Here is a 22150-nt window from a genome sequence, read left to right as displayed (position 1 = left end):
TAATATGAATACAATGTCTGAAGTAAAACCTGATATCATTTTAAAATACTTTAAAAACCTTACTGAGGAGCAAATTGCACAGTTTTCGCAATTGTATGATTTGTATAGTTTTTGGAATGCACAAATCAATGTAATTTCTAGAAAAGATATTGATGAATTGTATGAACGTCACATCCTTCATTCATTAGCTATTGCGAAATTCTGCAGCTTTAAAGCCGGAGAGAAGATATTAGATGTAGGTACTGGAGGTGGTTTTCCAGGTATTCCATTGGCCATTATGTTCCCAGAAACGCAGTTTCATTTGGTAGATTCGATAGGGAAAAAGATTAAAGTAGTTACTGAGGTTGCAGCAGCTTTGGGTTTAAAGAACGTAAAAGCAAGTCATTTAAGAGCAGAACAAGTAATTGATAAATATAATTTTGTTGTTTCAAGAGCGGTTACCCGTTTAATAGATTTTTACCCATGGATTAAGGGCAAATTTGCTAAAGAGAATAAAAATGCCATCCAAAATGGAATTTTATATTTAAAGGGTGGCGATTTGACTGAGGAGATTAAAGAATCAAAACTGAAAGCAGAATTATATCCGCTTTCAGCTTATTTTGATGAAGAGTTTTTTGAGACTAAGTTTGTGGTTTATATACCGCAGTAATTGCTACCAATATCTTCGTTTCAAGTCAGAAGTTAGTTGCTTTTGCGTTGCAGCGAATCTATTTTACGGATAGTTCTAACTTCACCTCTAAGTTTAAGATTTGGTCTGGCTCGAACAGTATCGCGGCGAGAAGCTTGTGTACCGGTTAGCGAAGTAGCACGAATTGCATAAACTTTCCTGTCTGTCTGAAGCCCTGTAATTGTGGGAGCTCTATCTTTCATTGCACTATCGACCTCTCTTTTAAGTGCTCCTGTAACATTGCGTTTTTCGACAACCCTAAGAGCTTTGCTCGGTTTATATCCAGAAGGTGGCGGCTCCGCAGCTGGTGGGCTTTTTAATCTTTTCTTGTCTGGCTTTACAATAGACGGAGGGAATTTTACTTGGTCTTGTTTTACAATTGGAGGAGGAAATGCATTAAGAGCCTTTTCTCCAGTTATTTCAACAGCCCCAAATTGCCCTACTTCAGCACCATATTTAGCAATTGCATCAGCACTATTTAAGTAGATAATTTTTTCGGCCTCATTTGTGCCGTAATATTGATTTTTATCAACTATAACATTACCATTGACAACTATAGCCCGTTTTTCTAAGGATATAAACTTGTCATCCTTATCTCGTTTATAAGGTGGGTAATAAGTTTTACCGCTGGCCTTATCAGGTCTTACAATTGGTGGAGGAAATCTAACTTTATCTTGTCTCGGCGGCGGTGGCTCAACCGGCGGTGCTGATGGAAGAGTTACCACGGTAAAATACTTAATGTCATTTCCTGTTATCTCTACAGCCCCATTTTTTCCTTTTTCTCCGTATTTTTTTAATGAGCCTTCTTTTGTGCGATATACAATGCTCTTAGCATTATAAACACCATAAAATTTAGTTATATCTTCAACTGGTTTACCATTAATAATAATAAGTCTTGTTTCTGATAATAACGGTTGTCCTGTTTTCTTATCCTTTCTGTACATTGGTGAGAACCTATCATTGCCACTAGCCTGAACAATTGGTGGCGGAAACTTAACCTGGTCCTTCTTCACAGTTTTTGCCTTTGGTGCTGTTTGTTTAACTTCCTTTTCTTGCGGCACTTCTTGTTGTATAGTTTCTGCGGTTTTGCTTTTCTCCGGAAGCAAGTCTACATAACCATAATCTTTAGTAAATGCCATTGTTGATGTGCAGAGCATAACCCCGACTAATGGTACTGTTAACAACAACCTGAGCCTTGCCCAATCTGCTGTTCTTTTTTTGTTTAACATGTTAATTCTCCTTTTTAATATTGATTGATTGAATATTTGATTGGTAAGTGGTGTTGGTACTACACCAAAAGAGTTTTCGATGAGAAACATGGCGTAGTCGTGTTTTTGAATTCCAGAATTGGAACTCAATTCATCGGCAATGTATTCATGTAGTAGTTTGATGTCTTTTTTAATGAAGTAGATAATCGGGTTAAACCAGCAAATGATTTGTAATAATTCAAAAAACAAGATATCCAAACTGTGTTTTTGTTTAATATGCACCATTTCATGATTTAAAACAGTTTGTTTTTCCGCCAGATGCGGATGAATAAATAAGAGATTGAAAAAAGAAAAAGCTGTTGTTTGCTCTTTTAGTTCGATTAATGTGATTTTGCCTGTCTTTGCTTTTTTTGCTTTTAACCAAAGGTGAATGATTTTGAAAAGACTCATGCTTAGTTTGATTGCAAAACCCAATGCAATTATCAAATAAATAGGATACAGCCAATCTGTAACATTAAATGATTCTTGAACTGGGGCAAAGGTCATTTTAGCTAATTGCTCTTCTGTATATAAGATAGGAGGTGGGAAAAGTTCGTTATCTATAATTGGAGTTGGTTTTAAAAAACCGAGTTGCATTATTGGTAATGCAAATGCAATAACGCTAGTTAACAATAAAAAATACCGATTACTGTTATAAAAGGTCTCATTCTGTAAAAACAGACGGTAAAAGCCATAAAATAGGAGCAAATACAGGTTTGCCTCCAATAAGTAATATAACCAATCCATTATTTCTTATTTTTAAGTTGTTCTGCTAAGGCGATTAATTCATCAAGTTCTTCCATATCCATATTTTTTTCTTTTACTAAAAAGGATACTAGACTCTGATAGTTGTTCTCAAAATAATTGTTCATCACCTTGTCAAATGCAAAATGTTTGTATTGCTCTTCTGATATCAGGGGGAAATATATATGAGTGTTGCCTATGGCCTTGTGGTCTAAAAATCCTTTGCCTTCTAAAACCCTAATTACGGTAGATACAGTATTATAGGCAGGCTTGGGTGGTTCCATTTTATCGATCACATCTTTTACCAGGCCTTCCTTCATTTCCCAAAGGATTAGCATCACTTGTTCTTCAGCTTTTGTTAACTCTCTCATTATATAATTTTCTTGATTGTTAAATTAAATCTACTACTATTTTTATAGTTAACAAACTATTTTTGTAGTTTGCTTATAAAATTTGTTTTAATACATTGATATACAGTGTATTAAAATTATTTATTTTACAACTCATTTATTTGATTACATTAGATTTAATGAGTTTAGTACACAAAATAGCCTTAAGTTTGATAAAAAATGTTGGTCCGATGGTGGCCAAAAATCTGTTAATTCACTTCGGTAGTGCCGAAGCAGTTTTTGCTGCTACTAAAGAACAAATCTTAAAATTAGATGGGATAGGAGAGTTTAGGGCAAAGGCTATTTTGCATAATGATGCGATTGAAAAAGCCGAAAAACATATAGCATTTATTGAAAAACATGGCATTCAAGTTTTGTTTTATGCTGATGATAACTATCCTAAAAGATTAAGGAATTGTTATGATGCTCCCTTATTACTTTATTATAAAGGCACGGCAGATTTAAATCACAAAAGAATAGTAAGTGTGGTTGGCACAAGAAATGCCACTGCTTATGGTAAAATGCTGTGTAAACAATTGGCGGAAGTGTTAAAACCTTATGATGTAATTATCATGAGTGGCTTGGCACACGGCATTGATTCAGCGGCACATAAAGAGAGTTTAGCTTTTGAGATTCCTACGGTTGGCGTTTTGGGACATGGTTTGGATAGAATTTATCCGGCTGTACATAAAGAACTAACACAGAAAATGGTTCACAACGGTGGGTTATTAACTGAATTCTTGCCTGGTACAAATCCAGATAGAGAGAACTTTCCTAAGCGGAATAGGATTATAGCTGGTATAGCCGATGTTACTGTTGTAGTTGAAGCATCATTAAAAGGCGGAGCTTTGATAACTGCTGAATTGGCAAATTCATATAATAGAGATGTCTATGCTTTTCCTGGTCGCGTAAATGATGAGTTTTCTGAAGGCTGTAATTTCTTGATTAAAACTAATAGGGCTGCTTTAATTAATAATCCAATGGATTTGATTTATTATTTAGGTTGGGATGATGAAATATCTAAAAAACCTGAAATTCAAGTGCAATTACCTTTGGACTTAACTAAGGACGAAGAAAGAATATATCTGATATTAAAAGAGAATCAATTAAGTATAGATGAATTGAGCTTAGCCGTTAACATAGCTCAAAGTAAATTAGCAATTATATTATTAACACTAGAAATGCAAGGGATAATCATTTCTCTTCCTGGAAAGGTATATAAGGTTGCCTAATTTTATAGTACATAATGCATATAGGATAAATAGATTATAGAATATTATTTTTGCAAATTTTAATATTCAAAATATTATATCGAATAAATATTAGTTGATAAAATACTAAATGCCATTGCTTACTTTTGCAATATGTGGTATAACAATATTTTAGAAACCATTGGCAATACGCCTTTGGTAAAATTAAACAACATTACTAAAGACATTCCAGCTACGGTTTTAGCTAAGATTGAAACTACTAATCCAGGTAATTCTATTAAAGACCGTATGGCGGTTAAAATGATAGAAGATGCAGAGAAAAGAGGTGTTTTAAAACCAGGAGGAACTATTATTGAAGGTACATCTGGTAACACAGGAATGGGATTGGCTATGGCTGCCATTATTAAAGGTTACAAATGTATTTTTACTACCACGGATAAACAATCTAAAGAAAAGGTAGATGCTTTGCGTGCTTTTGGCGCTGAAGTTATTGTTTGTCCAACAAACGTAGACCCTGAAGATCCACGTTCTTATTACTCGGTTTCATCTCGTTTAGAGAGGGAAGTGCCTAATTCTTGGAAACCAAATCAGTATGATAATTTGGCGAATAGCCAAGCTCATTACGAGCAAACTGGACCAGAAATTTGGAAACAAACAGAAGGTAAAATAACCCATTTAGTAGTCGGAGTAGGTACTGGAGGTACAATTTCTGGTGCTGGAAAATATTTAAAAGAGCAAAACCCTGAAATTAAAGTTTGGGGAATTGATACCTATGGTTCGGTTTTTAAAAAGTATAAAGAAACTGGAATTTTAGATAAGGATGAAATTTATCCATACATCACTGAAGGTATTGGCGAAGATTTTTTACCACAAAACGTAAATTTTGATATCATCGATTTATTTGAAAAAGTAACAGATAAAGATGCCGCTTTAATGACTCGTGAAATTGCTCGTAAAGAAGGAATATTTGCGGGTAACTCTGCAGGTTCTGCTATCGCTGGCTTGTTGCAATTAAAAGATAAATTGAAACTAGAAGATGTGGTTGTGGTTATTTTCCATGATCATGGCAGTCGTTACATGGGTAAAATGTATAACGAAGATTGGTTACGTGAACGGGGTTTCTTAAAAGATGAAAAGTTAACGGCTCGTTCTATTTTAGCTAAACGTTCTAATCAAGAGGTTGTTACATTAGATTGTGAAAAAACAATTATTGAAGCTATTAATATCATGAAGACTTTAAGTATTTCTCAATTGCCAGTTACGCAACAAGGAATGGTTATTGGCAAAGTTACCGAGAGTAATGTATTGGATTCGTTGTTAGAAAATCCTTCTTTAAAATCGAGTCCTGTTAAAGATATCATGACTGCTTCTTTACCATTTGTTGACTTGAATACTTCAATCGATAAAATTTCATCGATGATTAATAAAGATGTTAGTGCTGTTTTGGTAGAAGATGAGCAAGGGAAAATAGAAATTATAACGCAGTACGATATTATTGAAGCTATTTCTGGTTAAATAGTTTATTAGTTCATTGGTTCATTTGTTCATCGGTCTTACCAATGAACAAATGAACTAATGACTAAGCTTAATGGCTTGGCCCGCTACCTTCTACACGTTTAATTTGTGCGCCTAAAGCACGTAAACGAATATCTATATCTTGGTAACCACGCTCAATTTGCTCAATATTATAAATTGTTGACGTTCCTTCTGCAGATAAAGCCGCAATTAATAAAGAAACCCCTGCACGGATATCAGGAGAAGTCATACTGATACCACGAAGTTGATATTTCTTGTCGATACCATTAACGGTTGCACGGTGTGGGTCGCATAAAATAATTTGTGCACCCATATCAATCAATTTATCTACAAAGAATAGACGACTTTCGAACATTTTTTGGTGGATAAGCACATTTCCTTTAGCTTGTGTTGCCACAACTAAAACAATACTTAATAAATCTGGCGTGAAACCTGGCCATGGAGAATCGGCTATTGTTAAAATAGAACCATCAATGAAAGTATCAATTTCATAATGTTTTTGAGAAGGAACATAGATATCATCGCCTCTACGTTCTAATTTAATACCTAATTTTTTGAAAACTTCTGGTATTACGCCTAACTCATCATAACAAACATTTTTAATGGTTATTTCTGATTCTGTCATAGCAGCAAGGCCGATGAAAGAACCAATTTCGATCATATCTGGCAACATTCTGTGTTCTGTGCCACCTAGTTTTTTAACACCTTCAATAGTTAACAAATTAGAGCCAATACCTTTAATATCAGCACCCATTCTATTTAACATTTTACATAATTGTTGTAAATAAGGCTCACAAGCAGCATTGTAAATGGTTGTAGTACCTTTTGCCAAAACAGCAGCCATTACAATATTTGCTGTTCCGGTTACCGAAGCTTCATCTAATAAAATATATGCACCTCTTAAATTAGTAGCGTCTACATTAAAGAAAGCTTTTTTAGAGTCGTAAATAAATTTTGCACCTAGTTTTTCGAAACCAATAAAGTGTGTGTCTAAACGGCGACGGCCAATTTTATCACCACCTGGTTTAGGGATTGCAGCTTTACCAAAACGAGCCAACAACGGACCAACAATCATAATTGAACCACGTAAACCACCACCTTTTGCCTTAAAAACATCAGATTCGAAAAAATCGAGATTGATATCTTTTGCTTCAAAAGTATAAGTGTCTTTGTTGATACGCTCCACAATTACACCTAAATCACCCAACAATTCAATCAGTTTATTTACATCTTTAATATCTGGAATATTACTGATGGTAATTTTTTGGTCTGTTAATAAAACAGCTGATAAAATCTGTAGGGCTTCATTTTTAGCGCCTTGAGGAGTAATTTCTCCCTTTAATTTTTTACCACCTATAATTTCAAATGCATTCATATTTTTCTAAATAAATCCGTCATTGCGAGGCACGAAGCCTGCCTGCGGCAGGCAGGCAATCTCAACGTTTTTCGATAGACGAATATGTCTTTAATATCTTTGTTTTGGGTTATTGTTTTTCTGTTGTGGGCGACCACCATTGTTATTTTGGCGACCTTTGTTATTGTTATTCTGGCGACCACGATTGTTATTGCTTGGTCTGTTTACTTGAGGTCTAAATTCAACTTTTTGCAAGTTTACATTTTCATCAAGTTCTAACATACCTCCAGATAGCTCACGTAAGTTTTTGAAAATCACTTCATCAGAAACATTGTCTTTATTCCATTGAACATAAGCCATTTTCATAAAGTTTGCAACACCCTGCACCATAGCGGCTTTACGTTCTGGGTTTTCTTCCTCAATCGTTTTTTCAATTAGCTTCTCGACGGTTTTACCATAGTGTTTATACCTAATTTTTTGTTGAGGATAACCAATATGAGCAGGTTTAAATCTAGCTTCTTCGGGTGTCGGTTTGGGATATGGGCTGTCAACATCAATCTTATAGTCTGAAATGATGTGCAAATGGTCCCAAAGTTTATGTTTAAAATCGGCTACGTCGCGTAAATGTGGATTTAAAAAACCCATTAAATCTATAACTGCCTGTGCATATTTATTGCGTTCTTCTTTAGTTGGCAAATCGATAATGTACTTTACCATGTTTTGTACATTACGACCATATTCGGCCAAAATCAAATCGCTACGAGTTGTATTATAATCGAAATTCATTGAATAAATTAATTATTGAAAATTAGTTATTGTTGGGCACATTATGAAATAACCAAAACAAAAAGTAAATGTTTGAGAAACAATCCATTACTTAATATGAGAAATTTTGGTTAAGAATTCATCGAAATGCTGAAGCCCTTAATAAATCAAAGATATGGAAATTATTGGAAAGTTCGTCATTCCCGTGAAAACGGGAATCGTAATGCGGTAAAAAGGCTTGTTTTAATTTTCCTACATCAGCATTATGATGCCCTTCCGATAGCTATCGGAACAAGCTGAGTATGACGATGCCCTTAGTCTTTGCGAGCTTTGCTTGTTTGCGGTTTTAATTTCACCTGTCTACGCATTACGATGCCCAGTCAGGCTGACCATAACGTGGACTAAACCTTTGTGTTCTTTTTGTCTTTGTGGTTTAACTTGACCTACATACGCATTACGATGCCCTTCCGATAGCTATCGGAACAAGCTGAGCATGACTCCGCATTTAAACTTTGCGGTTAAAAACCTACTTCACAATCCTCAACTTCGCAAACTTCAACAACAATTGTTTGTTACCCAAACCTTGAAAAAACACTGTTGCCTTTACATCTGGCAATATTCCTTCTAAGTTTACAATCTTTCCAAAACCAAATTTTTCGTGTTCTACATCCATTCCGTTCTGAAACTCATTTGCAGCATTTGGCGCAAAACCAGCAGTTGGTACGTGAGCTTTTGGTAAAATAGAGGTAGTTTTTGGTCTAATAACAGTTGTGCTGGTTGTAGGCTTAGGAGTAAATTCACGCTGCTGACTCCAAGTTTTGCGTTCACTATCAAAACTATTTTCACCGAAGCTACTTTTAGCAGGCTTAACCACTTCTAATTCCAAATAAGAAGGGTTAATCTCATTGATAAATCGACTTGGTTCACAAGAAGTTAAAGTTCCCCAGCGATAACGAGAAGTAGAGTAAGTAATGGTTAGTTTCTTTTCAGCACGAGTTATGGCCACATAAAATAATCGGCGTTCTTCTTCCAAATCTACTCTAGATGTTAAAGACATTTGAGAAGGGAAGAGGTTTTCTTCCAATCCAACGATAAAAACATTCTTAAACTCTAAACCTTTTGCAGAGTGAATGGTCATCAAAGAAACCGTATCAGCGTCTTTGTTTTTGTCGTTATCATCATTAGTTAGCAAAGCGATGTCCTGCATAAAAATTGCTAAACTTCTATCTTCAATGTCCTCACGTTCGGCAAATTCCTTAATACCGTTTAATAACTCCTGTATATTTTCATAACGAGAACGACCTTCAACGCTATCATCAGTATGTAATTCCTTTAAAATGCCCGAATGTTGAGCTATATATAAGGCTGTCTCGTAAGCGTCCAACTTTTTAGATTCGGCTGCGAAACTTTGAATCATTACTGCAAAATCATTTAACTGGTTTGCAATTCTACCTTGTATATATTGTTGCGGATTACAGATAACCTGCCACATCGTAATATCGTGTTGGTCGGCAGCAGCTGATATTTTCTCAACTGTTGTATCTCCCAGACCCCTTCTCGGATAGTTGATTACACGTTTTATCGCTTCCTCATCTGCTGGATTAAAAGTTAATCGGAAATAAGCAATTAAATCCTTAATCTCTTTGCGTTGATAAAAAGACAAACCACCGTATATTTTATAAGGGACATTTAACTTACGTAAAGCCTCCTCCATCGCCCTACTTTGCGCATTGGTACGGTATAAAATCGCGAAATCTTTATAGCTTATTCCAGCATTTAATCTGTCTTGAACAATTGCTTCTGCAACTAATTTTCCTTCTTCGTTATCAGAAAAAGCCCTCGAAATCTTAATTCTATCCCCTTTTTCATTTTCAGAGAATACATTTTTCTCCAGCTGATTTTTGTTGTTGGCAATAATACTATTGGCAACTTCAACTATGTTCTGCGTAGAACGATAATTTTGCTCTAGTTTATAAACCTTCAAATCAGGATAATCGCGTTCGAAGTTTAAGATGTTTTGAATGTTAGCGCCACGAAAAGCATAAATACTTTGCGCATCATCACCAACCACGCAAATATTCTCGTTTAAGGCAGCTAGTTTTTTAACAATGGTGTATTGAGAAAAGTTAGTGTCCTGATACTCATCTACCATTAAATATTTAAACTTATGCTGGTATTTATTTAAAACGTCTGGATGATTCTTTAATAACACATTGGTTTTAAACAATAAATCATCAAAGTCCATTGCGCCAGCTTTGTAGCAACGTTTCGAATAAGTATCGTAAATTAAGCCTAAAAGCGGACGTTTATTGCCAGCATCTTCAGCTTGTATTTGACTATTTTCTAAATATTCACTAGCAGAAATTAAATTATTTTTAGCTGATGAGATACGATTATAAACCACATTTGCAGCATATAATTTATCATCTAACTGCATTTCTCTTAAGATGCTTCGAATTAAACTTTTACTATCATCTGTATCGTAAATAGTAAAGTTGCTTGGATAACCAATTTTTTCAGCTTCAACACGTAGAATTTTAGCGAAAACAGAGTGAAAAGTTCCCATCCAAATGTTTTTAGCTTCATTACCAACCACTTTTGCAATACGCTCACGCATATCTTTACTAGCTTTATTGGTAAAGGTTAAAACTAAAATGTTAAAGGCATCAACACCTTTTTCTATTAAATGTGCAACTCTATAAGTGATAACCCTCGTTTTGCCCGAACCCGCACCTGCAACAATCATTACTGGTCCTTGGGTGTTTTCTACTGCTGCTCTCTGTTGTGGGTTTAATCCTGCTAAATAATCCAAATCCGTTCCTTCTTTTTGAACTTCAAAAATAAGAAATCTTAATCTTTTTCACAGACTTGTGGATAAATAGAAATCAAAATCTTTTGAAAAGCAAAAACTGTGTATCATGGCAATGTTAGTCCTTTGCTTTCGCTAATCCCGATGAAGAATCGGGAAACCGCTTCGCCAAGGTTTAAAGTGGTTGGGGCTGTGCAATTATGTCCAGTTGCACTATCGCATAATTCCTATCAAATCGAACTCTGCAACATCAACAAAAATGGTAAAGCTTTTGTGTAATCGAGTTCTTCGTATTCTATTCCTAGCTTTCTAAGGTTGTTGTAATAAGCTTGGTGTTGCTCGTAATAATTTCTTTCAGAAGGTATTAACCAAGCTTTCTCTCCAAGTTTTTCTGATAAAAACCATTTCTCTAATAGTCGACCTGTTCTACCATTTCCATCTTCAAAAGGATGGATTTTTACAAAAACCAAATGTATCAGTGATGCGAAAAATATAGTTTCATTAAATGTAAGTTCAATTTGAATTAATTTCTCAATGTCTTCAAAAAACTTAACTAGTTCCTCTTCAACTTTTTCTGGAGAAACGGCAACGTATTCGATTTTACCATCTTTCGTTACTACAAACATATTTCCTTTTCTCAACTTGCCTTGTTGTGGTTTTTGAAGGATATGCTTAGTAAGTAGTATATGAGCTTTTTTTACGCTTGATTGATTTAAGCTTGTTTGCTGTGCGTAAACATAAGTGTCGTATAGGTCGTCTATTTTTCTGGTATAGTCAGGTAAAAAATGAGCACCTAAGCGTTTGTGCTTAATGTAAGAATCCAATTCAATATCTTCTCCTTCAATCTTTGAGGAAAAAACAGCAGAAACAGAAGTGTAAAAACTAAAATTAGCTACATCTAACTCGCTGTTCTTTAGTTTATTGAATTTGTTTTCTAAATCTTCATTGAGTTGATTAAGATAATCAGAAAGTAAAGTGGTAGGAAGTATTTGTAAATCTAATGCTTCAATTTTGTCCATCAAAATGTCATTCTATGCCACTAATTTACGCTTATGATTTTAAACTTCAAGATTTAATTCTTTTGCCTTGGTTCGTGTCCCCACGCACCATTCGAAGTTTTTCATTGGTTTAAATTGACAAAATAAAGGCAGAGTGCTTAGAATTTTGTCAAAGTAGATGCTAATTTATACCTATTTAAATTAAATTTTCATAAAAATAGATTTGCTTTATATCTACTTTGGTCTTTCAGCTTTAGTCTTTTTGCTTTTTAACTACATCCACTCTTCACTACCACTTTCAATCTGATACAGCCAATAATTTACCAGCTTTTTAATTTCAGTGTAATTGCCGTATTTAAAATGGATTACACCAGCAGCAGTGTGTAAATTAACGTGACCAACATCAACACCTTTATGCCAAGGGTATTGAAACGTAGTAATTGCTTGTATTTTATGAGGAAAAAGCAATGAATTTTTAACATCCCAAATGCCACTCCTTTTGACGATAAATTCTTTATTAACTGTTATTCTGTGTCTTTTATAACTGATGTAAATCATCGGCACTGCCATTAAAAAATAGATGATAGCCGCTGGATAATAAGGTTTAAACTCAGGTATAAAGCTCCAAAATATCATAAATATCCCGATAGGGAAAACCACCCTAAAAAAGATGGGTAAGTTTAAAAATCTCCAATCAGGAATGAACATTTTACCCTTTGCAGGAATTTCTCCCATGATCATTTTAATCAGTTCATCTCTTTCACTAGGATTACAACCAGGTATTAATAGGTTATTACTTTCTAAGTTTTTTCCATCTTTGGCTACACCAGATGATGCTTGTTTCAAATTCATGTTCAGCAAATTCATCTTCTTTTGAAAATAATTCTGACTATATGAAGTAATCTGAACCTTATTCGGACTTAACAAAGTGTTTTTCTTAGCAAATAAACCGTGAGATATTAATAAAGAATGTTTGTGTTTGCTGATATGAAATTCAAAATATTTAACAAAGGTTCTAATTACATTAATGGCTAATATCAAGAACAAAATTACTGCCACTAAAATACCTATAGAGAAAAGCGTGAATAAACTTTCTACAGCATTTTCAACTTGGCCTTCATCCATATCAAATGCCTTTAAAAATTCTTTCGCATTATGAATCAATGGATAAATGAATGCAATCAATAAGGCAATTGTACTGCCATAGTTTGAGGTGAGACCAACTTTAAACAAGGTGCCCAAACTTACTTTCAAGAAAGGAACATCTTCTTGAATGGTAGCAGTTTCATTTGTTGATGTTTCATTAGCTAAAACACTTTTTCTGCTTAATAAATGCTCTCTTAAGCTATTTGCAATCTTTTCATCGATCGCTTTAATACTAACTTCTTGTCCCTCGCTACCTGCTGTATCTACTTTTAAACCATAAATACCTATAATTTTTTGCAACAAGTTTTGGTTAATATTTACTTGTTGAATTTTATCTAACTGAACAGTTAATTGTGTTTTATTGAAAATACCTTTGTTAATGATAAACTCTTGTTTTTGTTCGTCTAAAAAGAAAGTAAAATTTCTATAATTGAAATAAGAGAACACAAAAAGAATGACTACCAAGACAAGTATCGCTAGTCCGATATAAGCTAAGTGTTTGCTATCTACCTTTGCAAAAGCAAAAATAAGCGGAAAAATTAATGCCCTAATCAAGTGTTGTAGGGTATTGGCAGCCATTATAATAATGCCAACGGCCGATTGTCTTTGGGGTTGACTGAAATCGTAGTTCATTATTGATTTTCAATTAAATTCTCAATCTGGTCAAGCTTTCTCAGTAATATTTCCTTAATGTTTTTAGCTCTTTCTACTTCAATACCTGCAATATGTAAATGACCCGTTTGACCACCAGCAGTAAAAATTTGTAAAGTTGCCAATCCATAACTCCTAGAGGTTATTCCTTGGTCTAATGCAACATGTTGAATTCTATTTAATGGAACTATGGTTGTTTTTTCGGCTATAATGCCGCTTTTATAAACTATATCTTTTTCCCTTAATGCATAACCACGTTTTTTAAAGCTAAGCCTATGCACGGTAAAAAGCAAGGCACAAAAAACTAAATATCCGGCAATCAAATAAATCGCTTTTGGTTTATCATCTTCAATAAAATAATAGATTGTAGCCAATCCACCGCCAATAAATAATAAAATGATGGAAAGATTAATGACAATTACATTCCAATATTTTGCATTTGGTGATGTAAGCACAATTTCTTCATATTTTGGCAAACTATCTAGGTCGAAAGTTTCATTGGTAAATTCTTGCATAAATTGTTGTTTAGATTTGTTACTAATATAGCGATGAAGAATAGATATTCGCAATGCGCTTAGCGCACAACAAGCATTTTTCTTGTTGCGGTATGCAATCCTGATAAAGAGACAAGTCTATAGATGTATACGCCTGGTGATAAGAGGCTTAGATTAAGTTCAATGGTATGTTTGCCAGTATTTAAATATTCATTTAATACGGTTTGCACTACATTACCTTGAAGGTTGTAAATTTTAAGTTCTACTTTATCAGCTTCTGGCATTACAATATCTATAGAAGTTCTCTCTCTACCAGGATTTGGATAGTTCTGAGTCAGGGTGAATTCTAAAAATCGTTCTGCAATAATTTTATTAATCACATCAAAAAGCACAAAACTAATTAGCCTATTCCCACGAGCATTAGGATGTACGATATCTTGATAAAGCGAAAAATCTCTGCGAATTACAGCATTAACATCAGCTAGATAAATACCATATTCCTTAACTAGTTTTTTATATAAATTGTTAATGTTTAGCACTTGCAAATTTACTCTTCTTAATCGAGCATCTGTTCTGTCATCAAAATTCTGAATGGTACAAACTATAGGAACTAAATTCTGGTTAAGCGATTTAACAATAAGCGTTCTCATGCTGGCTTCAGTTTCTGCAATTTTTTGTCGGCCAGCCTCTATTTCCAACGCATCGTTTGCTCCCATTAAAATTACAATAAAACCAGTTTTGTAAGCTATTGCATTGTCTATGCGTGCTAATCCTTTTGTGGTTGTCTCGCCAAAGACCCCGTATTTCTGAATATTAACGGTTTTATTGGTATAGCAATTAAGAAAATTGGTGGTTAAATAAGTTTGGAAATCTAAGCCATTTACGCCTGCAACTGTACTAGCTCCAAAAGTGATTACATTTACGCTATCTCTCGAATAAAATTTGGCAGATTCTGGACAGCTCGCACCTGTAATTTGGGCCGAGGAATGTATAGAAAAACCTAATAAAAGTGCAAAGCATAGCGCTAATGCCCGAAATCTCATCCTTAAAATATTTTCTAGCGCATAATAGAGCTAACCAGCTACAAATATAAATATTATATGTTATTTATAAGCTTGATTTGCTTTTAGTTAAAGTTTGTTTACAAATTTTTGGTCATATTGTTTTCGCAATGCTTTTATTGAAAAACCTATATTTGCCTAAAATAAATATGTTATGCAAGAAATCAAGAAATATGTTGAGGAGAATAAACAACGCTTTTTAGATGAGTTGTTTGAATTATTGCGTTTTCCATCGGTTAGTGCTGATCCTAAATATAAAAACGATGTATTAAAAACAGCCGATTTTGTAGCTCAAAAACTAAAGGATGCTGGAGCTGATAAAGTTGAAATTTGTGAAACGGCTGGTTATCCCATTGTTTATGGAGAGAAATTAATTGATGCCAATTTGCCAACAGTGTTGATTTATGGTCATTATGATGTTCAACCTGCAGATCCGTTAGAATTATGGAAAACTCCTCCATTTGAACCAACAGTTCGTGATGGAAAAATCTATGCTCGTGGCGCTTGTGATGATAAAGGTCAGTTTTATATGCACGTTAAAGCTTTTGAGTTGATGATGAAAACCAACACTTTAGCTTGTAACGTTAAGTTCATGATTGAAGGTGAGGAGGAAGTAGGTTCAGCAAACTTGGGTATTTTTGTTAATGCAAATGCAGAACGATTAAAAGCAGACGTAGTTTTAATTTCTGATACTTCTATGATTAGTATGGAAAACCCTTCAATTGAGACTGGTTTACGTGGTTTAGCGTATATGGAAGTAGAAGTTGTTGGTCCAAACCGCGATTTACACTCTGGTGTTTATGGTGGTGCAGTGGCCAATCCTGCAACAATTTTATGTAAAATGATTGCTTCTTTACACGATGAAAATAACCACATCACTATTCCTGCATTTTATGATAAAGTAGTAGAATTAACAGATGCAGAAAAGAAAGCCTTAAATGAAGCGCCTTTTGACTTAACAGAATATAAAGAAGACTTAGAAATTAAAGCTGATTGGGGCGAAAAAGGTTACAGTACTTTAGAGCGTACGGGTACAAGACCAACTTTAGAGGTTAACGGTATTTGGAGTGGTTACATTGGCGAAGGTGCTAAAACCGTTTTGCCAAGTAAGGCAAATGCTAAAATATCTATGCGTTTGGTGCCTAACCAAAATTCTGATGAAATAGCTGAAATTTTCACTAAACATTTCGAAAGCATTGCACCAGATTATGTAAAGGTTAAAGTTACCCCACATCATGGCGGCGAACCTGTTGTTACGCCAACTGATAGTGTTGCTTATCGTGCTGCAGAAAAAGCAATTTTAGATAGCTTTGGTAAAAAGCCAATTCCAACAAGAGGTGGTGGAAGTATTCCTATCGTAGCCTTGTTTGAAGATGTTTTAGGGATTAAATCTGTGCTTTTTGGCTTTGGTTTAGATAGCGATGCCTTACATTCTCCTAACGAGAAATATGATATTTACAATTATTACAAAGGCATTGAAACTTTGCCATTGTTCCATAAATATTTTGCTGAATTGAGTAAATAGCAATAATTCGTTTGATATGAAAATCCCTGGTTAGCTTGCTATACAGGGATTTTTTTTTTGTAAATGAATGTTCAGTTTTTCATAGGTGCTGCAGCTCGCACCATAGGGCAATAAGTTTAAGTTAAGAAGATTCGTCATTGCGAGGATCGATTTTTCATCGTCCGAAGCAATCTCCTTTCTTTATTATGCCCCATTGCAAGAGAGATTGCTTCGTGCCTCGCAATGACGTTAAGGACAGAGAACCAAAAATTAAATTAATAAGATTGCCTTAATGCCTTTAAAAAGCCATTATATTCCTTTATTTTTTCCACTCCTTTATTTCAAAATTTATTACGTTTTTGTTAGAGTCAACTTTGAAATCTAATGATTTTATATAAATTGGGTCAATATCATATCCATAATCCACTATTAATTCATATGAAATAATTGAGGTATCGATTAAGTCAGGTTTGCCTAACAGTTTTATTAATTGTTTTTCACTAATTCCAGTCAGTTTATAATTTTTCTTTAAGTCTTCAACCATAAATTCCCGGCAAGCACAAGGGAACATATCTTCTCTAGTTGCCCAATCCTTCTTGTCAAATTTTATTTGTCTATTGCAAGCCAGAATGAAAAAAACAACAATCAGAAATGTCCATTTCATAAAAATCGATTTTATTAGCTATTGATTTAGGTCTAGCTTTCTATTTCTAAATCAAAGCTAATTTTTTATTTCAATATTTAATTGTCGTCCTTGCGTTAAAGCTTTTTTGTCCAATGAAGCACCAATAGCAAGTCCGATAGCCATACCGATTGGTAAACCTATTCCCAATAAACCTATATTTCCGATGCTTAATCCAAATGCTACTCCTATTGGTAAACCAATTCCTGTAAACCCAAATAACATCCACAAATTTCTGTAATAGTTTTTCGGAACAACCTTAAGTTCTTTTTCAATTTGTTTTAAAAGTGAAGTTTGTTTTTGTGTTATAAGTTTTGTGAGTTGATTTCCCGTAAGTGTTGAAGAATTTATTTCATCAACAAAGTCATTTACTGATTTTTCAATATTTTCAGGCGCTTCTCTTTTTCTTAATTCGTTTAACAATTCTCCAAACTGAGCATAGATCTTGCTTTGTTTATTGTCAGTAGAATTGATTTGTTTGTTGTTTAACTCTATAATATTCATTTTATTGATTGGTAGCAGTTTAAAATTTTTGATTGTTGTTTTGTTAGGTTTAGTGATAACGGTGGGGCTTTGCAAATTTTTGATTTTACTTACCGCAATTATCCGCAGCAGTAACTTAATAAATAATTACTGAATTTGCATAGCGCTTGTCGCCCGAAATTTTGAAAAGCTACTGTTATGTGTAGTGCTTATTTATTTAAAATTTTTAACCTTCCTGTTTCGAAAATTTTTAAGGCAGTTTTCTGTTGGTCCTTAGTCAGATTGCTCGTTAACAACGCTAATGCTTTGGCTCCTCCTATCTTTGCCAAATAAATACCGGTAATTCCATTTTTTGTATCATTAGAGAATACAATCTTTCTATATACGTTTTTAATGGTGTCAATTCTGAAATTTTGCTCTTTGATGTCGTCAGGGATTGATATAGGATAATTAAAATTTTTCTTATTATGCTTACATTCCGCGATAAAGTCATATTTATTTTGTCTTAAATTATCTTTTGCGTTTACTGGTCGAATATTTATGATTTCTACCTTGGGCATATTTGTATCATCGTAAGTAATATTGTCTTTCATTAATTGAAGAGGAAGAGAGGCACGCCAATTTCCTTCTTTTAAGTATTCTTCAATTGTTTGTTCAAAATGGGTTGAGTAAAAGCCAAAATCAAACTCAAAATACATATCATTTCCTTTAATTTTTCCAACATAAGAGTCAATACCATTTTCTTCAATTAATTTATAATCTGGCGGGAAGTCAAATATGTAATCGCCGAATTCGATTGTCTTCCAAAGAGTAGCAGATTTTTTTTCGGTTTCAATACAGCCAAAAAAGAGCGATAGTATTCCAATTGTTAGCAGTTTTTTCATTTTTTATTTGCCATCTTAACATTACACATAAGTCGCTACTTTGTGCAACTCTATTTCGTCCTTAATCATTCATAACGAATATAAACCTTTAAAACCGATTGTTAAATTAAATTTCATCCGTAATCAATTCGTTTTAACCTGTAAATTTTTACCAAATTTGTAAATGCCTCCAATAAAGAGAAAGCCAACAACAAGAAAGCCTACAGTTCGTAAAAAGATAAATAAATCCAACACCACAAAATGGAGAATAGCGATTGCTGGAATATTATTGGTTTTACTTTCTCCATTTTATTATGGTTATGTGTTAAAAGTAGCTTCATCTGCTTGGTTTTGGATACGCCATCCAAACGAAGATAAAAATTACAGAACCTACGAAAGCTTCGATATTAAAATTCCAAAGAAGTACACAGTTCACGGTATTGATGTTTCTTATTATCAAGGTAAAATAGATTGGACAAAAGTAAAGGCAATGGAAGATGATGATGTGAAAATCACTTTTGCCTTCATTAAAGCAACAGAAGGTTTATTAAGTGTAGATCCATATTTTCAGCGTAATTGGCGTGAAGCTCCTAAAGCAGGAATAAAAGTTGGTGCTTATCATTTTTTTAGACCAAAAAGATCTGGTTTATGGCAAGCCAATTTTTTCTTGCAAACTGCCAGCTTCGAAAAAGGAGATTTACCACCTGTTGTAGATATAGAAAGTTTAGATGGTGTTTCTCCAGAAAAAATGAGGAAAGAATTAAATGCCTTTATTATTCAGGTTGAAGAGAAAACCAAGGTAAAACCAATTATCTATTCGGGTATTAGATTTTATAAGGACCATTTACTGGGATACTATGATAACTATCCTTTTTGGGTGGCACATTACCATCAGCCTAAGCTAAAACTAGCAAACAATGCTTATAAATTTTGGCAACATTCAGATAAAGCGAGAATCAACGGAATTAATCACCTAGTAGATTTTAATGCTTTTAACGGCGATAGCTTAGCTTTTTCTAAAATCTTGATTCAATAAAAAAGCCTATCAATTTTTTTGATAGGCCTTCAATTTGTTTGGTGTTTGTTAGTCTCTACTCGAAACATAAACATCAGATTTCATTTCTGTTTTTTTAGATTTAAATCTATCTAGGCTAATTCTAGAAGATTTATCCATATCAACTGTATATAAATCTGTATTTCCTTTTAAAGCTAATTTAGAAGCACCTTTAACGGTTGTATATAAACTCTCAGTATTTGCATTTAATTTCACATTTGCTTTATCAGACACAAAAACTTGAAGATATTTTAAGTTTAATTGGCTATTAGCTGCAACATAAGCATCACCAGAAGCTTCAATTCTATAGATGTCATCTACATAAATAGTAATTTTCCCTGCTTGACCATTTTTTGAACTCACATATAGAGAGCTACCTACTTTTTTAACAGAAACGTCATCGTTTCCTTCGTTTGTATATAACACCTTAGATTTTGAGTTTTGTATAATAGTTACTTCTACGTTTCCACTAACATTTAACTTGTTAATAGAAGAAATCTTAACAGCACTTGCCGATACAGTTGTCTCATTAATAGTTACAATTGGGTCAACGTTGTTGTTTGCGTAAACTGTTGAAGATGTGATTGCTAACGCGATAAAGCCTGTTGCAATGATGGTTTTGATTGAAGTTTTCATAATATAATGATTTGTGGGTTTTTGTAGATAAGACGACCACAATTAAAAAAAGTTGCACCGTGTATTGCACTTTTATACGAAAACTTCGTAAATATCGACGAACGCCAATTTTACTTAGACGAAAATGCTAAGTAATTAAACCACAGATAAAATGGATAGGCACAGATTTGGTTTAAAAGTCTCTGATTTTAAATATTTATGCGATTTGGATTGATTATTTCGCCTTAGAAATCTGTGTTTTCAGCCTACTGTTAATGTCATTAAGTTAGGCTTGTTTGGTTCTGCACCCTGAGCGTCATTGCGAGCAAAGCGAAGCAATCTCTCATAATGATGGCGACATAATAAGAAAAAAGATTGCTTCGGACGATGAAAAATCGGTCTCCGATAAATCGGAGCAGGCCCTCGCAATGACGAATCCTAACTAACCACAGATGAAAAGGATGGGCACAGATAGGATTTTCGATACTATCTGCAACCTAAAATCTGTGTTTATTCTTGTCTGCGGCAGGCAGGTGTGCAAATCTGTGGTTAATATCTTTTTAAATTATCCAACTTTCACAAGTTTTTAAGAAATCTTCATCAGCATCTGCTCCAATACCAATGGTTTCTGGAACATCTAGGAAGTAACCGTCGTAGGTTAATCCACCAACAACGGGGTCAACTAAATGACCAAGTAAACAAGTATCTAAATCGAAAAACACAACATTGGCACTGGCTAAGGCAAAATGTAAGTTGGCACTCAAGGCGATTCTACTTTCAAGCATGCTGCCAATCATACATTTAACACCATGTTGTAAAGCTTCCTCGTGAATTTTTTGTGCACCTAATATGCCACCAGATTTGGCGAATTTGATATTCAAATATTCACAAGCCTTGCTATTAATTAATTTTCTAGCATCGTGATGATTGTAACAGCTTTCATCAGCCATTATTTTAATAGGAGAGTTTAAGGCCAATTCTGGTAATTTGTCATCAAACCAAGTTCTCATGGGTTGTTCGCAGAATTCAATGTTTTGAGATTCTAATTCGCCCAATGCAAAAAGCGCATCATCGAAACTCCAACCTTGATTGGCATCTAAACGTAAAATCATTTCATCGCCTACGGCAGCTCTTATTTGTTTTACCCGTTCAATATCTTCATGAACTTTTTTACCTAGTTTAATCTTGATTATCCTACAACCATTTTTCTGATATTTAAGTGCTGTTTGCGCCATTCCTTCAGGTGTATCAATACCAATGGTCATATCCGTTTCGATGGTTCTTTTATATCCACCTAAAAATTTATACAAAGGAAGTTTTGCATTTTTTGCAGCAATATCAAACAACGCCATGTCAAATGCACTTTTAATAGTTGCATTATGGTCTGCATAAGCTAGTAAATCTTGCATCCTTTCGGGTATTTCTAAGGGATTTTTACCTTTTAAGATTTGTGCAAAATCCTTAGCCATCGCTATGCAAGTCTCCTGGGTCTCTCCAACAATCATCGGAAAGGCTGAACACTCACCAACGCCATGAATGCCTGCATCAGTATAAATTCTAACCAACACATTTTGCGCAAAATGCATTGTGCCAGTTGCAATTACAAAAGGCTCCATTGGAATGCTAAAACGATAGATTTCTGTATGTGTGATTTTCATAATCGGTATTGCGTATTGCGATTTGAGTATAGAGATATGTTCTACTGGTAAAGTTAATTATAAAAAAGAAACCATCATGATTTTCAATCACACAATAATTAGATTAATCATATTCGTTTTATAACGTTTAGTTACAAAATTACAGCCAGATGAAAAACTAAATCTAAATAGGTTTGTAGATAATTTATAGCTTTACGAAATCATACATTTTCCATCTTC

The 22150-nt window shown here is 34.1% G+C and carries 19 protein-coding genes; 5 read left to right on the top strand and 14 right to left on the bottom strand.

The genetic code is table 11. The features are described 5' to 3' along the window. The first annotated feature begins 13 nt into the window (after positions 1-13). A complete protein-coding gene (gene rsmG / locus R2Q59_RS09465; protein ID WP_316768194.1) occupies positions 14-649 on the top strand; it encodes a 16S rRNA (guanine(527)-N(7))-methyltransferase RsmG in 636 nt (211 codons plus the stop codon). Between the two features lie 32 nt (positions 650-681). Here rsmG and R2Q59_RS09460 read toward each other — a convergent pair whose 3' ends face one another. Continuing rightward, complete coding sequence (locus R2Q59_RS09460) at positions 682-2661, bottom strand: M56 family metallopeptidase (protein WP_316785323.1); 1980 nt, start codon at positions 2659-2661, stop codon at positions 682-684. Further along, entirely contained in the window at positions 2661-3029 is a 369-nt protein-coding gene (locus R2Q59_RS09455) for a BlaI/MecI/CopY family transcriptional regulator (protein ID WP_316768191.1), read from the bottom strand. Before R2Q59_RS09455 ends, R2Q59_RS09460 begins: the two co-directional genes overlap by 1 nt. 158 nt (positions 3030-3187) lie before the next feature. Here R2Q59_RS09455 and dprA point away from each other — a divergent pair, with 158 nt between their 5' ends. Both dprA and R2Q59_RS09445 read left to right on the top strand, forming a co-directional pair. Next, positions 3188-4279, top strand: coding sequence for a DNA-processing protein DprA (dprA, locus tag R2Q59_RS09450; protein WP_316768189.1), 1092 nt, complete (start codon positions 3188-3190; stop codon positions 4277-4279). 132 nt (positions 4280-4411) lie between these two features. Further along, entirely contained in the window at positions 4412-5773 is a 1362-nt protein-coding gene (locus tag R2Q59_RS09445) for a pyridoxal-phosphate dependent enzyme (protein ID WP_316785322.1), read from the top strand. Between the two features lie 70 nt (positions 5774-5843). On the opposite strand, the gene murA is transcribed toward R2Q59_RS09445, so the two are convergent. The 7 genes from murA to R2Q59_RS09410 all read right to left on the bottom strand — a co-directional run bounded on the left by murA (position 5844) and on the right by R2Q59_RS09410 (position 15054). Next, on the bottom strand, positions 5844-7169 hold the full coding sequence (gene murA, locus R2Q59_RS09440; RefSeq protein ID WP_316768184.1) for a UDP-N-acetylglucosamine 1-carboxyvinyltransferase: 1326 nt from the start codon (positions 7167-7169) through the stop codon (positions 5844-5846). 90 nt (positions 7170-7259) lie between these two features. Beyond that, complete coding sequence (locus R2Q59_RS09435) at positions 7260-7934, bottom strand: DUF4290 domain-containing protein (protein ID WP_316768182.1); 675 nt, start codon at positions 7932-7934, stop codon at positions 7260-7262. Positions 7935-8439: 505 nt separating this feature from the next. Then, positions 8440-10725 carry an ATP-dependent helicase gene (locus R2Q59_RS09430; RefSeq protein ID WP_316785321.1) on the bottom strand — a complete coding sequence of 762 codons (2286 nt, stop codon included), beginning with the start codon at positions 10723-10725 and terminating at the stop codon, positions 8440-8442. A 227-nt stretch (positions 10726-10952) separates the two neighbouring features. Further along, a complete protein-coding gene (locus R2Q59_RS09425) occupies positions 10953-11741 on the bottom strand; it encodes a Fic family protein (RefSeq protein WP_316785320.1) in 789 nt (262 codons plus the stop codon). A 252-nt stretch (positions 11742-11993) separates the two neighbouring features. After that, a complete protein-coding gene (locus R2Q59_RS09420) occupies positions 11994-13499 on the bottom strand; it encodes a PH domain-containing protein (protein WP_316785319.1) in 1506 nt (501 codons plus the stop codon). Beyond that, a complete protein-coding gene (locus R2Q59_RS09415; protein ID WP_316785318.1) occupies positions 13499-14032 on the bottom strand; it encodes a PH domain-containing protein in 534 nt (177 codons plus the stop codon). The genes R2Q59_RS09420 and R2Q59_RS09415 overlap by 1 nt, the downstream gene beginning before the upstream one ends. 59 nt (positions 14033-14091) lie before the next feature. Continuing rightward, a complete protein-coding gene (locus tag R2Q59_RS09410; RefSeq protein WP_316768172.1) occupies positions 14092-15054 on the bottom strand; it encodes a GDSL-type esterase/lipase family protein in 963 nt (320 codons plus the stop codon). A 172-nt stretch (positions 15055-15226) separates the two neighbouring features. Here R2Q59_RS09410 and R2Q59_RS09405 point away from each other — a divergent pair, with 172 nt between their 5' ends. Further along, positions 15227-16597 carry a dipeptidase gene (locus R2Q59_RS09405; protein ID WP_316785317.1) on the top strand — a complete coding sequence of 457 codons (1371 nt, stop codon included), beginning with the start codon at positions 15227-15229 and terminating at the stop codon, positions 16595-16597. Positions 16598-16895: 298 nt separating this feature from the next. Here R2Q59_RS09405 and R2Q59_RS09400 read toward each other — a convergent pair whose 3' ends face one another. The 3 genes from R2Q59_RS09400 to R2Q59_RS09390 all read right to left on the bottom strand — a co-directional run bounded on the left by R2Q59_RS09400 (position 16896) and on the right by R2Q59_RS09390 (position 18625). Beyond that, positions 16896-17240: a hypothetical protein gene (locus R2Q59_RS09400; RefSeq protein ID WP_316785316.1), complete on the bottom strand. Its 345-nt coding sequence runs from the start codon at positions 17238-17240 to the stop codon at positions 16896-16898. A gap of 57 nt (positions 17241-17297) precedes the next feature. Beyond that, on the bottom strand, positions 17298-17762 hold the full coding sequence (locus R2Q59_RS09395) for a hypothetical protein (protein WP_316785315.1): 465 nt from the start codon (positions 17760-17762) through the stop codon (positions 17298-17300). Positions 17763-17950: 188 nt separating this feature from the next. Next, positions 17951-18625 carry a hypothetical protein gene (locus R2Q59_RS09390; protein WP_316785314.1) on the bottom strand — a complete coding sequence of 225 codons (675 nt, stop codon included), beginning with the start codon at positions 18623-18625 and terminating at the stop codon, positions 17951-17953. 163 nt (positions 18626-18788) lie between these two features. Between R2Q59_RS09390 and R2Q59_RS09385 the strand changes: the two genes are divergently transcribed. Beyond that, a complete protein-coding gene (locus R2Q59_RS09385) occupies positions 18789-19640 on the top strand; it encodes a glycoside hydrolase family 25 protein (protein WP_316785313.1) in 852 nt (283 codons plus the stop codon). Positions 19641-19688: 48 nt separating this feature from the next. On the opposite strand, the gene R2Q59_RS09380 is transcribed toward R2Q59_RS09385, so the two are convergent. Then, positions 19689-20294: a GIN domain-containing protein gene (locus R2Q59_RS09380; protein ID WP_316785312.1), complete on the bottom strand. Its 606-nt coding sequence runs from the start codon at positions 20292-20294 to the stop codon at positions 19689-19691. 539 nt (positions 20295-20833) lie between these two features. Then, positions 20834-21931 (bottom strand): dipeptide epimerase, encoded by a 1098-nt coding sequence (locus R2Q59_RS09375; protein WP_316785311.1) that lies wholly within the window; start codon positions 21929-21931, stop codon positions 20834-20836. Positions 21932-22150 lie beyond the last annotated feature (219 nt).

Source organism: Pedobacter frigiditerrae, from assembly GCF_032678705.1.
Classification (GTDB): domain Bacteria; phylum Bacteroidota; class Bacteroidia; order Sphingobacteriales; family Sphingobacteriaceae; genus Pedobacter; species Pedobacter frigiditerrae_A.
This window is presented reverse-complemented; position numbering and strand designations above follow the sequence as displayed.